Origin of the sequence: Rubellimicrobium arenae (assembly GCF_017916275.1) — a bacterium.
In the GTDB taxonomy this organism is placed as follows: domain Bacteria; phylum Pseudomonadota; class Alphaproteobacteria; order Rhodobacterales; family Rhodobacteraceae; genus Rubellimicrobium; species Rubellimicrobium arenae.
Genome location: NZ_JAFMST010000007.1, coordinates 160,393 through 172,915 on the forward strand (window position 1 = coordinate 160,393; position 12,523 = coordinate 172,915).

At 72.2% G+C, this 12,523-nt stretch carries 11 protein-coding genes and 1 pseudogene; 8 read left to right on the forward strand and 4 right to left on the reverse strand.

Annotated elements, in window-relative coordinates:
• Nucleotides 1–17 precede the first annotated feature (17 nt).
• Nucleotides 18–227 carry a hypothetical protein gene (locus J3P31_RS12645; RefSeq protein WP_210528833.1) on the reverse strand — a complete coding sequence of 70 codons (210 nt, stop codon included), beginning with the start codon at nucleotides 225–227 and terminating at the stop codon, nucleotides 18–20.
• Nucleotides 228–292: 65 nt separating this feature from the next.
• On the opposite strand from J3P31_RS12645, the gene cobN reads away from it, so the two are divergent.
• The 5 genes and pseudogenes from cobN (at nucleotide 293) to J3P31_RS12665 (ending at nucleotide 6,038) form a co-directional block, all read left to right on the forward strand.
• Nucleotides 293–3,949: a cobaltochelatase subunit CobN gene (gene cobN / locus J3P31_RS12650; protein ID WP_210528834.1), complete on the forward strand. Its 3,657-nt coding sequence runs from the start codon at nucleotides 293–295 to the stop codon at nucleotides 3,947–3,949.
• Nucleotides 3,939–4,382 carry a GNAT family N-acetyltransferase gene (locus J3P31_RS12655; RefSeq protein ID WP_210528835.1) on the forward strand — a complete coding sequence of 148 codons (444 nt, stop codon included), beginning with the start codon at nucleotides 3,939–3,941 and terminating at the stop codon, nucleotides 4,380–4,382. The genes cobN and J3P31_RS12655 overlap by 11 nt, the downstream gene beginning before the upstream one ends.
• A gap of 116 nt (nucleotides 4,383–4,498) precedes the next feature.
• Nucleotides 4,499–4,765 (forward strand): annotated as a pseudogene (locus J3P31_RS21400) (GNAT family N-acetyltransferase); the annotation flags it as partial.
• A gap of 81 nt (nucleotides 4,766–4,846) precedes the next feature.
• Nucleotides 4,847–5,485 (forward strand): cob(I)yrinic acid a,c-diamide adenosyltransferase, encoded by a 639-nt coding sequence (gene cobO, locus J3P31_RS21405; RefSeq protein WP_246849504.1) that lies wholly within the window; start codon nucleotides 4,847–4,849, stop codon nucleotides 5,483–5,485.
• A gap of 85 nt (nucleotides 5,486–5,570) precedes the next feature.
• Nucleotides 5,571–6,038: an NUDIX domain-containing protein gene (locus tag J3P31_RS12665; protein WP_210528837.1), complete on the forward strand. Its 468-nt coding sequence runs from the start codon at nucleotides 5,571–5,573 to the stop codon at nucleotides 6,036–6,038.
• Between the two features lie 17 nt (nucleotides 6,039–6,055).
• Here the strand turns inward: J3P31_RS12665 and J3P31_RS12670 are convergent, their stop codons facing one another.
• Entirely contained in the window at nucleotides 6,056–7,714 is a 1,659-nt protein-coding gene (locus J3P31_RS12670; RefSeq protein ID WP_210528838.1) for a thiamine pyrophosphate-binding protein, read from the reverse strand.
• A gap of 261 nt (nucleotides 7,715–7,975) precedes the next feature.
• Entirely contained in the window at nucleotides 7,976–8,971 is a 996-nt protein-coding gene (locus J3P31_RS12675) for an NAD(P)/FAD-dependent oxidoreductase (RefSeq protein WP_210528839.1), read from the reverse strand.
• Nucleotides 8,972–9,020: 49 nt separating this feature from the next.
• Between J3P31_RS12675 and mnmC2 the strand changes: the two genes are divergently transcribed.
• Genes mnmC2 through J3P31_RS12690 form a run of 3 tightly spaced genes read left to right on the forward strand, consistent with a single transcriptional unit; the run spans nucleotide 9,021 to nucleotide 11,529 of the window.
• Nucleotides 9,021–9,689 (forward strand): tRNA (5-methylaminomethyl-2-thiouridine)(34)-methyltransferase MnmC2, encoded by a 669-nt coding sequence (gene mnmC2 / locus J3P31_RS12680; RefSeq protein ID WP_246849485.1) that lies wholly within the window; start codon nucleotides 9,021–9,023, stop codon nucleotides 9,687–9,689.
• Nucleotides 9,686–10,594 carry a DMT family transporter gene (locus J3P31_RS12685; RefSeq protein WP_210528841.1) on the forward strand — a complete coding sequence of 303 codons (909 nt, stop codon included), beginning with the start codon at nucleotides 9,686–9,688 and terminating at the stop codon, nucleotides 10,592–10,594. Before mnmC2 ends, J3P31_RS12685 begins: the two co-directional genes overlap by 4 nt.
• Nucleotides 10,591–11,529: a 2-hydroxyacid dehydrogenase gene (locus J3P31_RS12690; protein ID WP_210528842.1), complete on the forward strand. Its 939-nt coding sequence runs from the start codon at nucleotides 10,591–10,593 to the stop codon at nucleotides 11,527–11,529. The genes J3P31_RS12685 and J3P31_RS12690 overlap by 4 nt, the downstream gene beginning before the upstream one ends.
• Before the next feature lie 12 nt (nucleotides 11,530–11,541).
• On the opposite strand, the gene denD is transcribed toward J3P31_RS12690, so the two are convergent.
• The gene (gene denD / locus J3P31_RS12695) at nucleotides 11,542–12,522 is read right to left on the reverse strand and encodes a D-erythronate dehydrogenase (RefSeq protein WP_210528843.1); all 981 of its coding nucleotides are present in this window, start codon (nucleotides 12,520–12,522) and stop codon (nucleotides 11,542–11,544) included.
• Between the last annotated feature and the right edge of the window lies 1 nt (nucleotide 12,523).

Sequence of the window (12,523 nt, forward strand, 5' to 3'; positions counted from 1 at the left end):
CGGGACCCGTCCAGCCCTCAGGCATCGCCCTCGGTGCGCACCGAGGGCTCCTCGATGTCCTCCTGGCCTTTCTCCTTCTGGAGGTTGGCCCGCATCCGTTCCAGAAGGGCCGCCTTGTCCCCGCGCTTGCCGAACGGGTTCGCCGGGCCGCCGGGCTCGTTGTGCTCCCTGTGCGGCGGGCGGTTCTTCTGCGGCTTTCCGCTCTTCTGCTTGCTGTAGTCGGCCATTCGCGCGTCTCCTTCGGGGGCCGAAGGCTTGCCCCAGCCCGCCGATATAGTCCAGACCTCGCCTGATGCATCTCCTCGCCGCCACCCCCGGCGCGCTCGACACCGGCGCGCAACCCGTCGATCCCCGCCAGACGCCCGCCGATCTGGTGGTGCTCAGCGCCGCCGACAGCGAACTGGCCCTTCTCTCGGCCGCCCATGGCGAGACGCCCGAGGGCCCGACCCTGCGGCTCTGGAGCCTGCAGAACCTCGCGCATCCGCTGTCGGTGGACCTCCACCTCGACCAATGCGCGAGCAGGTCCCGCGTCGTCGTCGCCCGCATCCTGGGTGGCGCAGGCTATTGGCGCTATGGCTTGGCCCAGTACTCCGCCGCGCTGCACGCCGCGGGCGTCCCTTTCGTGGCGCTGCCCGGCGACGACAAGCCGGATGGCGAGTTGCGCGCCCTGTCCACCGTATCCGACGCCGACTACGCCGCACTCTGGGCCTATCTCGTCGAAGGCGGGCTGGAGAACGCCCGGCATTTCCTCCTCCATGCCAAGGCGATGCTCGACGGAACCGAAGCGCCCTCCGCCGCCAAGCCTCTTCTCAAGGCCGCGCCCTTCTGGCCGGGTCAGGGCGACGCCGACCTCGCTACGATCCAGGGCTACTGGACCGAGGGCGCTCCCGTTGTCCCTCTCGTCTTCTACCGCGCGCTGATGCAGTCCGGCGCGACCGCTCCCGTCGCCCACCTCACCCGCGCGCTCCTGCGGCAGGGCCTCAACCCGCTCCCCATCTATGTCGCCTCCCTCAAGGACCCCCTCAGCCGCGCCACCCTCGCCGCGCTGTTCCAGGACGCACCCCCGACCGTCATCCTCAACGCGACCTCCTTCGCCGTCGGCACGCCCGAGACCCCCGGCGACAACCCCCTCGCCTCGCCTCAGGCCAACGGCGCGCCGGTCCTCCAGGTCGTCTTCTCGGGCTCCAGCGAGGAGCAGTGGGGCAGCGGCACGCGCGGCCTTTCCGCCACCGACATCGCCATGAACGTGGCCCTGCCCGAACTGGACGGCCGCCTCCTGACCCGCGCGGTCTCCTTCAAGGACGAGGCCCACTTCGACGAGGCCACCCAGTGCCCCATCGTCACCTACACCCCCAAGGCCGACCGCATCCGCTTCGTGGCCGACCTCGCCGCGAACTGGGCGAGGCTCCGCACCACCCCAGTGCCTGACCGCAAGGTCGCGCTCGTCCTTGCCAACTACCCCAACAAGGATGGCCGCCTCGCGAACGGCGTCGGCCTCGACACCCCCGCCTCGACGGTTCACGCCCTGCGCCTCCTGCGCGACGCCGGCTACAGCGTGGAGGCGCCACCGGACTCCGGCGCCCTCATGGCCCGCCTCCTCGCGGGCCCCACCAACTGGCTCCCCGACCGCAAGGACAAGCAAGGGGGCGAACGCCTCCCTCTTGCCACTTACCGCCGCTGGTTCGACGCCCTCCCGTGGGAGGTGAAGCTCCAGGTCACCGACCGCTGGGGCGCGCCCGAAGCCGACCCCTACCTCGACGGGGACGCCTTCGCCCTGTCGATCCATCGCCTTGGCCACGCGGTCGTCGCGCTCCAGCCCTCGCGAGGCTACGACATCGATCCCAAGGCGACCTACCACGCCCCGGACCTCGTGCCGCCGCACCACTACCTCGCCTTCTATCTCTGGCTTCGCGAGGCGTTCGGCGCCCACGCGCTGATCCACATGGGCAAGCACGGCAACCTCGAATGGCTGCCCGGCAAGGCCGTGGCGCTGTCGTCCGAGTGCTGGCCCGAGATCGCGCTGGGCCCGCTCCCCCACATCTACCCCTTCATCGTCAACGACCCGGGCGAGGGCACGCAGGCCAAGCGCCGCGCCCAGGCCGTCATCCTCGATCACCTGACGCCGCCCCTCACGCGGGCCGAGACCTACGGCCCGCTTCGTGATCTGGAGGTGCTGCTGGACGAACTCGCGCAGGCGCAGGCCACCGACCCGCGCCGCGCCGACCACCTGAAACGCGAGATCGTCACCACCGCGCAGGCGACCGGACTAGCCGCCGACGCCGGACTAACGGATCAAGGCGACATACAAAAGCTGGACGCTTGGCTCTGCGACCTCAAGGAAGCACAGATCCGCGACGGTCTGCACGTCTTTGGCCAGAGCCCCCAGGGCCCCCTCGCCCGCGACCTTGCCATCGCGCTGGCCCGCGTCCCGCGCGGCGGCAACGCCTCGCTCCTCCGCACCCTGGCCTCCGACCTCGGGCTGCCTTTCGACCCACTCACCCCCGAGATGGCCGCCCCCTGGACCGGCCCGCGCCCCGAGGCGCTGCGCCTGACCCAGGACCCTTGGCGCACCCAGGGCGACACCGTGGAACGGCTGGAACTCCTGTCCATCGCCCTCCTCGACGGCACCGCCCAAGCTCCCGGGCCCGCCTCGACCGCCGTCCTCGGGGAACTCCGCGACACGCTGATCCCCCGGATCGCCGCCTGCGGCCCCGCCGAAACCGAGGCTCTCCTCACCGCCCTCGACGGTCGCGCCATCGCGCCCGGCCCGTCCGGAGCCCCCACGCGTGGCCGCCCCGACGTCCTTCCCACGGGGCGCAACTTCTTCTCCGTAGACGCCCGCGCGCTGCCCACCCCCGCCGCCTGGACCCTGGGTCGCGCCAGCGCCGAACTGCTGGTCGAGCGTCACCTCCAGGACCAGGGCGACTACCCGCGCTCGCTCCTCCTGACCGCCTGGGGCACCGCCAACATGCGGACGGGGGGCGACGACATTGCGCAAGGATTGGCCCTGATGGGCGTCAAGCCCACCTGGGAGCCGATGTCGGGCCGCGTCACCGGCTTCGAGGTGCTGCCCCTTACGCTCCTCGACCGCCCCCGCGTCGACGTCACGCTCCGCATATCTGGCTTCTTCCGCGACGCCTTCCCGCAACTCGTGGCGCTCTTCGACAGCGCCGCGCGGGCCGTCCAAGCCCTCGACGAGCCCGAGGAGATGAACCCCGCCGCCGCCCGGGCCCGCGCCGGGGAGTCGGCGTCCCGCGTTTATGGCTCGAAGCCCGGCGCCTACGGGGCGGGGCTCCAGGCCCTCATCGACGAACGCGTCTGGTCCGACCGCGCCGATCTCGGAAACAGCTACCTCGAATGGGGCGGCTACGCTTATGGCGCCCACGCCGAGGGCAAGCCCGACCGCGACGGCTTCGCCACGCGCCTCCGCAGCGCCGACGCCGTCGTCCAGAACCAGGACAACCGCGAGCACGACCTCCTCGACTCCGACGACTATTACCAGTTCGAGGGCGGGGCGCTGGCCGCCATCGAGACGCTGCGCGGCGCCCCCGTTCCCGCCTACCACAACGACCATTCCCGCCCCGAACGGCCCGTGATCCGCACCCTCGACGAGGAGGTCGCCCGCGTCCTCCGCTCCCGCGTCGTGAACCCCAAGTGGATCGCCGGCGTCATGCGCCACGGCTACAAGGGCGCCTTCGAGATCGCGGCCACGGTGGACTATCTCTTCGCCTTCGCCGCCACGACCCACGCCGTCCGCAACCACCACTTCGACGCCGTCGAGCAGGCCTTCCTGGAGGACGACCACGTCCGCCAGTTCATCGCCGACCACAACCCCGCCGCCCTGCGCGAGATCGCGGACCGCCTGCAGGAGGCCATCGACCGCGGCCTCTGGACCCCCCGCTCCAACTCCGCCCGCGCCCGCATCGAGGAGCTTCGCCATGCCGCCTGAGATCCGCGCCGTCCCGGCCGACGCGCCGGTCCGCGACCGCATCCTCCAGGTGATCTTTTCCGAGGCCGAGGCCACCGGCCTGCCCTTCACGCCCGAGGAGATCGCGCTCGAGGCCTGGGAGGGCGACCGCTGGCAGGGTGGCCTCACCGCGCGCATCACCCAGCGCTGGCTGTTTCTCCATCTCCTGGGCGTCGCCCCAGAGGCACGCGGCAGCGGCGTGGGCACCCGCCTCATGCAGGCCATCGAGGAGGAGGCGCGGCGGCGCGACTGCCTGGGCCTCTGGCTCGACACCTACAGCTTCCAGGCTCCGGGCTTCTACGCCCGGCTGGGGTTTGAGGAGGTCGGCCGCATCCCCGACTACCCGCCGGGGCAGGCCCGCATCTTCCTGGCCAAGCGGCTTGATGGCCGTCCCGTGAACGGCTCCGCCCCGTGACCGGGCCGCGCCGCATCCTGCCGTCCGACCCGGCCTTGTCGCAGGTCCTGCCCCTGATCCGCCGGGCCTTCGCCGATATCGACGGGCTCATCGACCCGCCGTCCTCCCTGCACCGCATGGCCGATGGAGACCTCGTGCGCCTGGCCACCGACGGCGAGGTTTGGGCCTTGGGCGACCCCCTCGCGGCCGTGGTGATCCTGACCCCGCGCGAGGACGCGCTGTATGCCGGCCGTCTGGCGGTCCATCCGGATCACCGCCGGCAGGGCCACGCCCGCGCCCTCCTCCGGCATGCGGAGTCGCGCGCCCGTGCCCTGGGCCGGCCCCGCATCACCCTTGGCTGCCGGGTGGAGCTTACCGGCAACCACGCGCTGTTTCGCTCCGAGGGGTTCCAGGAAACCCACCGCGAGACGCACGAGGGCTACGACCGCCCCACCTCCGTCTGGTTCGAAAAGCGAGTGACCCCCATGGACGACACGACGCCCGAGACGCCCGCCGAAACATCGGACGAGGCCCGCCACGCCAGCAAGATGGCCAAGAAGAAGGCCGCCCGCGACAAGATCATGGCCACCAAGACCGAGGAAAAGGGCCTCGTCATCGTCCATACCGGCAAGGGCAAGGGAAAGTCCTCCGCCGCCTTCGGCATGATCTTCCGCTGCATCGCCCACGACATGCACTGCGCCGTGGTCCAGTTCATCAAGGGCGCGATGCACACCGGGGAGCGCGACCTGATCCAGGCGCATTTCGGGGACCTTTGCGAGTTCCACACCATGGGCGAGGGCTTCACCTGGGAAACCCAGGACCGTGCCCGCGACGTGGCGGCGGCGACCAAGGCCTGGGAGAAGGCCAAGGAGCTGATCCGCGACCCCGCGAACCGCATGATCGTCCTGGACGAGATCAACATCGCGCTCCGCTACGACTACATTCCGCTCGATGACGTGCTGGCCTTTCTGCGCGACGAGAAGCCCGCGACCACCCATGTCGTCCTGACCGGCCGCAACGCCCATGAACGCCTGATCGAGCAGGCCGATCTCGTGACCGAGATGGAGCTGATCAAGCACCCGTTCCGGTCGGGCGTGAAGGCCCAGCCCGGGGTGGAGTTCTGAGCATCGGCGTGGCGGCGGCCCTTGTGGACCTGCAAACGGCCATCGCGCCCTGCGCGGGCCCCGGGGCAAACGGACAGGTGAGTGCATGAACGTCGTGGCCAGAGGGCTGATCCGGGCAGCGGTCTCCTCCTTCCAGGCGAGCCGCCGGGCCTTGTGGTTCGTGACCCGGCCCCTGTCCTTCGGGGTCCATGCCATCCCCTTGACCGAGCGCGGGGACCTGATCCTCGTGCGGCTCACCTATGCCAAGGGCTGGCGGCTGCCGGGGGGCGGGCTCAAGCGCGGCGAGGATCCGCAGGAGGCCGTCCTGCGCGAGCTGCGCGAGGAGATCGGGCTCACCGGCCATGCCGCCGTGGAGCGGGTCGGAGAGTTCCACCACAGGCCCGACCACCGGCGGGGCATCGCGCAGCTTTACCTGATCCGCGGCGTCACCTACGCCCCGCCCGCCTGGTCGCTGGAGGTCGAGGAGGTGCGCGCGTTCGCCCCAGCCGACCTACCGCCCGACCTCCCGGCCGTCACCGCCGACCAGCTTCGGATGGCACGCCTGATCCCCTGAGCCGGAGGCCCTTCCGCTCAGCCCTGCGCCCGCATCCCTTGCTCCCGCGCCGCAGCAAGGGTCTGCGAGGGGGTGAGTGCTTCCGAATCCACCCGGCACTCGATGACGGCGACGGTGCCCGAGGCCCGCGCCCGTGCGAGGGCGTCGGGGAAATCCTCGCCCCGGGTGACCGTTTCCCCGTGGCCGCCATAAGCGCGGGCCAGCATGGCATAGTCCGGGTTCGCGAGGTCCGTGCCCGAGACCCGGCCCGGATAGGTCCGCTCCTGGTGCATCCGGATCGTGCCATAGCGGCCGTTGTTCATCACCACCACGATCGGGCAGGCGCCGTGCTGCACGGCGGTGCTCATCTCGTTCAGGGTCATCTGGAAGTCGCCGTCCCCGGCCACGCAGACCACCACGCGCCCCGGGTGCTCCAGCGAGGCCGCCACGGCCGCCGGAAAGCCGTATCCCATGCTTCCGGAGGTGGGGGCGAGCTGCGTGCGATAGCCCTTGTAGACGAAGTAGCGGTGCAGGAAGGCCGCGAAGTTTCCCGCCCCGTTGGTCAGGACCGCGTCCTCGGGCAGGGTTTCGGACAGCCAGCGGATGACCTCTTCCTGCCGGACGGCGCCGGGGGTCGGCTGCGGGCTGCGCCACCAGTCGTAGTCGGCGCGGGCGGCGCGGGTCCATTCGTCCCAGTCCGCGCCCATCGGCGACAGGTCCGCCAGCGCCCTGACGAAGGCGGGAGCCTCGGCGGTGATGGCGAACTCGGGCCGCCAGACGTGACCCGGCTCGTCGGGATCGGCATGGACATGGAACAGCCGCTTCCCGTGGTGGCGGGGGTCGAGCAGGGTGTAGCCCTGCGTCGCGATATCGCCCAGCCGCGACCCGAGCACGAGCAGCGCGTCCGCCTCGCGCAGACGGGCGGCCAGACGTGGCGACGGGCCCACGTTGAGGTCGCCCACGTAGTTCGGATGCCGGTTGTCCATGTAGTCCTGCCGCCGGAACGAGCAGGCCACCGGAAGCCCCTGCGCCTCGGCGAACCGCGCGAGGTCCGCCGCCGCATCGGCGGACCAGTGCGGCCCCCCGACGACCACGAGGGGCCGCGACGCGCCACGCAGCGCCTCCATCACCAGCCGGGCCGGAGCGGTCAGGTCCCCAGCCAGCCGCGGGAACCGTCCCGGCCGGTCCGGCACCTGGGCCGCGCGGCTCAGCATGTCCTCGGGCAGGGCCAGCACCACCGGCCCCGGCCGCCCCGAGGTGGCGACCGCAAAGGCGCGGCCGATGTATTCCGGGATCCGCTCCACCGAGTCGATCTCGGCCGCCCATTTGGCCAAAGGCCCGAACATCGCGCGGAAGTCGACCTCCTGGAACGCCTCGCGGTCGCGGTGCCCGGTGTCGATCTGCCCGATGAACAGGATCAGGGGCGTCGAATCCTGGCGCGCCACATGCACACCCGCCGCCGCGTTGGTGGCCCCCGGCCCGCGCGTCACGAAGCAGATCCCCGGCTCGCCGGTCATCTTGCCCTGCGCCTCGGCCATCATCGCGGCGCCCCCTTCCTGGCGGCAGACGACGTTGGCGATGCCGCTGCCGTGCAGCCCGTCCAGCGCGGCCAGGAAGCTTTCCCCCGGAACCGAGAACACGCGCCGCACGCCGTGCAGCCGCAGTTGGTCCGCCAGGATCTGCCCACCGTGCCGCATGGATCACCTCCGTTCGATTCGGGCGCACCTTGGTCCACCGGGCGGGGCGCGGCAAGCCGCCACACCCGTCCATGGCCGGCGTAAACCTTTCATTAACTCCTGTGCGGGAAACAGGCCCGACTCAGGCCCCGGGATCACAGGCAACCGCGGGCGGCAGACGGCGCAGGATCCCAACAAGAAGCCCGGCAGGACGACCGGGCCAGGGATGCGCCTCCGGGACGCGGCCCCCTGCCAGGGACAGGGCGGGGGGCCGGAATCCGGTCATCCGCCGGCCCGGAACGCGGACGGGATCGCATCCTGCCCATCCAGGATCAGGTCCGCCATCAGCCGCCCGACCAGCGGCGCCATGCCGAATCCGGTCCGGAACCCGCCGTTCGCCAGAAAGACCCCGGGCCGCTCCTCACCCAGCCACAGGGCTCCCGTGGCCGCGCGGGGCCGAACCGCCGCCCAGCGCTCGATGACCGGCGCGTCGCCCAGCGCCGGAACCAACGCGCGCGCCCGGGCGATCACCTCCTCCAGCTTTTCGTCGGTCGAGACGGGGTCCTCCCACGTCTTCTCCGCCGTCGAGCCCACCGCCACGGTGCCATCGGCGTGCGGCACCACGTAGATCCCCCCCGCATAGACCTGCGGGCAGCCCTCCACCCCCGGAAGCCGGAGCAGCGCCGCCTGCCCTTTCACCCCCGCGCCGCCCAGGCCCGCGACGCCCGTGGCCAGCACCAGCGGGCCGGCCTCGGCGCCGTCCCGCAGGACCTCTCCGCCCCGCGCCCGGACCGCCGCGACCAGAGCCGCCAGCGCCCGACGTGGCGCCACCCGCGCGGCCAGCGTATCCCGCACCACCAGGCCCGAGCCCGAGACCGGCGCCCAGCCCTCGGGTGCCGGAACCACCTCCCAACGGGCTTCGCCCCGCCAAAGGTCGCGGGCGGCCTCGCCCCGCCGGCGCGCGATCTCGATCCCCTTGGCGTCGGCCACCGGCATCAGCCGTCCCGTCCGGGCATAGCCCGGGTCCACGCCGCCCGCCTCCCGCACGCGCGCCCAGAAGGCCCCCTGCATCAGCAGGCTTTCGAGCTGCGCGGCCTTCGCCTCGTCCCACCCCTCGGGCACATGGGGCGACAAGGCGCCGACCAAGCCGCCGCTCGCCCCCGCTCCGACGCCGCCCGGGTCGATCACCCGGACCCGGGCGCCCCGGTCCGCGCAGGCCCAGGCCACGGCAAGGCCCAGCACCCCGGCCCCCCGGATGGTCACGTCGATCCTTGCCATTCCCGCCCCCCACGCCCATACCGCCCGGGCCTTCAAGCACGGTTCCCCCATGCCGGACCAGACCGCCCCCATCGACTGGCGCGAGGACATCCCTGTCTCGCGCCGCTTCGACGACCCCTACTTCTCGCTGCAAGGGGGGCTCGAGGAAACGCGCCATGTCTTCCTCGCGGGGAACGACCTGCCCGCCCGCTTCCGCCCCGGCTTCCGGATCCTCGAACTGGGCTTCGGCACCGGCCTCAACTTCCTGGTGACGCTCCGGGCCGCCCGCGCGGCGCAGGTGGCGGGACCGGTCCACTACACCAGCTTCGAAGCCTTCCCCATGTCGCCCGAGGACCGCGCCCGGGCCCTCGCCGCCTTCCCCGGGATCGCATCCGAGGCGGCCGAGCTCGCCCAGGCCCTCCGGGGCCCGGGGCCCTGGACCTTCGGCCCCCTCACGCTCACCATCGTCGAGGGCGACGCCCGCGCGACCCTGCCCGCTTGGCCGGGACCGGCGGACGCGGCCTATCTCGACGGCTTCTCGCCCGCCAAGAACCCCGAGATGTGGGAGCCCGCGCTGCTCCATGCCGTCGCGGCCAAGCTCGCCCCCGGGGGCAGGCTGGCCACCTACACCGCCGCGGGCCATGTCCGCCGCGCGCTCGCCGAGGCGGGCCTCACCGTCGAGCGCCGCCCCGGCTTCGGCACCAAGCGCCACATGACCACCGCGAGGGCCCCGTCATGACCGCCGTCACCACCGCCCCGCCCCTCCAGCGCAACGACGCCCGCCTGGGCATCGCGCTCATGGCGCTGACCTCCTTCATCTTCTCGATGCAGGACGGCCTGTCGCGCCACTTGGCCGAAGCCACGAACGTCTACATGGTCGTGATGGTCCGCTTCTGGTTCTTCGCGGCCTTCGTGATCCTGCTCGGCCGGGCGCAGCAGGGGTCGGTCCGGGCGGCGGCCGCGACGTCGCAGCCGTTCCTGCAGATCGTCCGCGCCGTCCTCCTCGTGGCCGAGATCTGCGTGACGATCTATGCCTTCACCCTCCTCGGGCTGGCGCAGAGCCACGCCATCTTCGCGGCCTGCCCGCTCATCATCGCGGCTCTGTCGGGACCGGTCCTGGGCGAAACGGTCGGCTGGCGCCGCTGGACCGCCATCGGCGTGGGCTTCCTCGGCATCCTGGTGATCCTGAGGCCCGGAGTCGCGGTCTTCGATTCGGGGGCGCTGGTCGCCCTCGCCGGGGCGTTCATGTTCGCGCTCTATGGCCTTCTCACCCGTCTGGCCGGGCGCAGGGACAGCTCCGCCACCAGCTTCTTCTGGACCGGCGTCGGGGGGGCCGTGGCGATGACGGCCGTGGGGATGTTCCATTGGCAGCCGATGGCCGCCGGCGACTGGGCGATGATGGCGCTCCTGTGCCTGTCCGGCGTCGCCGGCCATTGGCTGCTCATCAAGGTCTACGAGGTGGCCGAGGCCTCGACGGTCCAGCCTTTCGCCTATCTCCAGCTGGTCTTCGCTTCGGCGATCGGCGTCACCGTCTTCGGCGAAACGCTGCACGCCACCACCGTGATCGGCGCCGCCATCGTCGTCGGGGCGGGCCTCTTCACCCTCTGGCGCGAACGCGCGCGCCGCCGCAAGGTGCCCGCATGAGCAAGCCCGCGATCCTGGTCCTCCGCCCCCTTCTCGTCGACGCCCGCCAGTCCGAGCTGGAGGCGACCTACGAGGTTCACCGCCTCGACACCGCGCCCGACCCGGACGCGCTGCTGCGCGAGGTCGCGCCCCGGATCGCCGCGGTGGTGACCGACGGCCACAAGGGCCTGACCGCCGCCCAGATCGACGGGCTTCCGGCGCTCCGCCTCGTCGCCTCCTCTTCGGCGGGGCTCGAGGGGATCGACCGCGCGGCCCTGCGCGCCCGGGGCATCCCGCTCACCAACCCGGCCCCGGCCCTGGCGGACGAGGTCGCGGACGTCGCGATGATGCTGCTCCTCGCCGCCTGGAAGAACCTGCCGGCGCTCGAACGTCACGTCCGGTCGGGCGATTGGGCCGACGGGGAGTTTCCCCTGGGCCGGGCGCTGCGCGGCAGGACGCTGGGCATCCTGGGCCTGGGCACCATCGGCACCGCCATCGCCCGGCGGGCCGAGGCGTTCGGCCTCGAAATCGCCTACACCACCCGCCACCCCAAAGACGTCCCCTACCCACACGAGCCCGACCTCGTCCGACTGGCGGAACGCTCCGACATCCTGATGGTCGTCGTCCCCGGCGGGGCCGAGACGAAGAACATGGTCTCGACCGCCGTGCTGGCGGCGCTGGGTCCCGAGGGCGTCCTCGTCAACGTCGCCCGCGGCAGCGTCGTGGACGAGCCCGCCCTGATCGAGGCGCTCGAGGCGGGCCGGCTCGGCGGCGCCGGCCTCGATGTCATGTGGAACGAGCCGCAGCCCGATCCCCGGCTGACGCGGCTCCCGAACGTGGTGCTGACGCCGCACATCGGCTCGGCCACCCGGGACACGCGCGACGCGATGTCGAAGATGGTCCTCGACAACATCGCCGCGCACTTCGCCGGAACGCCGCTCCTCAGCCCGGTCTGACCGGCGGGCGGATCAGGCGCCCTCGGCCACCGGGATGCGCCCGCCCAGCTCGTCCTCCACGTGGACGCGCAGGATCTCCTCGAAGCTCGACTCGGCCTCGAAGCCCAGCTCGCGGCCGCGCCGGGCCTCGAAGGCCTTGGCCCAGGTCTGCACGATGGCCCAGACGGCGGGATCGGGCCGCTCCTCGATCAGCGCCACGGCCTTCTCGCCCGCGACCTTGCGCAGCGCCTCGATCTCCTCGGCCACCGAGACGGCCACCCCCGGCGGCGTCACCGCGCGCCGCCCGCCCAGAGGCGCGGTGTCCATGGTCGCGGCGCGCAGGATGAAGTTCACCGCCGCCCGCGGGCTCGCCATGGTGTGCACGACGTCGCGCGGCACCGGCAGCACGGCGGGCAGGCCCACCAGCGGCTCCCGGATGATGCCGGAAAAGAACCCGCTCGCCGCCGCGTTGGGCTTGCCGGGCCGGACGCAGATCGTCGGAAAGCGGATCGACACCCCGTCGACAACCCCCCGGCGCGAGTAGTCGTTGACCAGCGCCTCGCCGATCAGCTTCTGCGTCCCATAGGAGGTGAGCGGCTGCGGCGCGAAGTCGTCCGGGATCACGTCCGGAAAGGGCCCGCCGAACACCGCCTCGGTCGAGGCATAGACGACCCGCGGCGCGAGCCCCGCCCTGCGGGCCGCCTCCAGCAGCTCGCGCGTGCCGTCGAGGTTCACCTTGTACCCGAGGTCGAAGTTCCGCTCGGCCTCCCCGGACACCACGCCCGCGAGGTGGACGATCAGGTCCGGCCGGTGCGCGATCAGCGCCTCGGCGGCACCCTCGGCCGACAGGTCCCCCTCCAGCGCGGTCACCAGCGGCGAATCGGCCTGCGGACGCACCACATCGTGCAGCACCAGCCCTTCGATCGGGTGCACGCCCAGGCCATCGTCCGCCAGAAGCCGCTGCACCAGCTTTTGCCCGATCATCCCGGCCGCGCCGGTCACAAGGATCCGCATC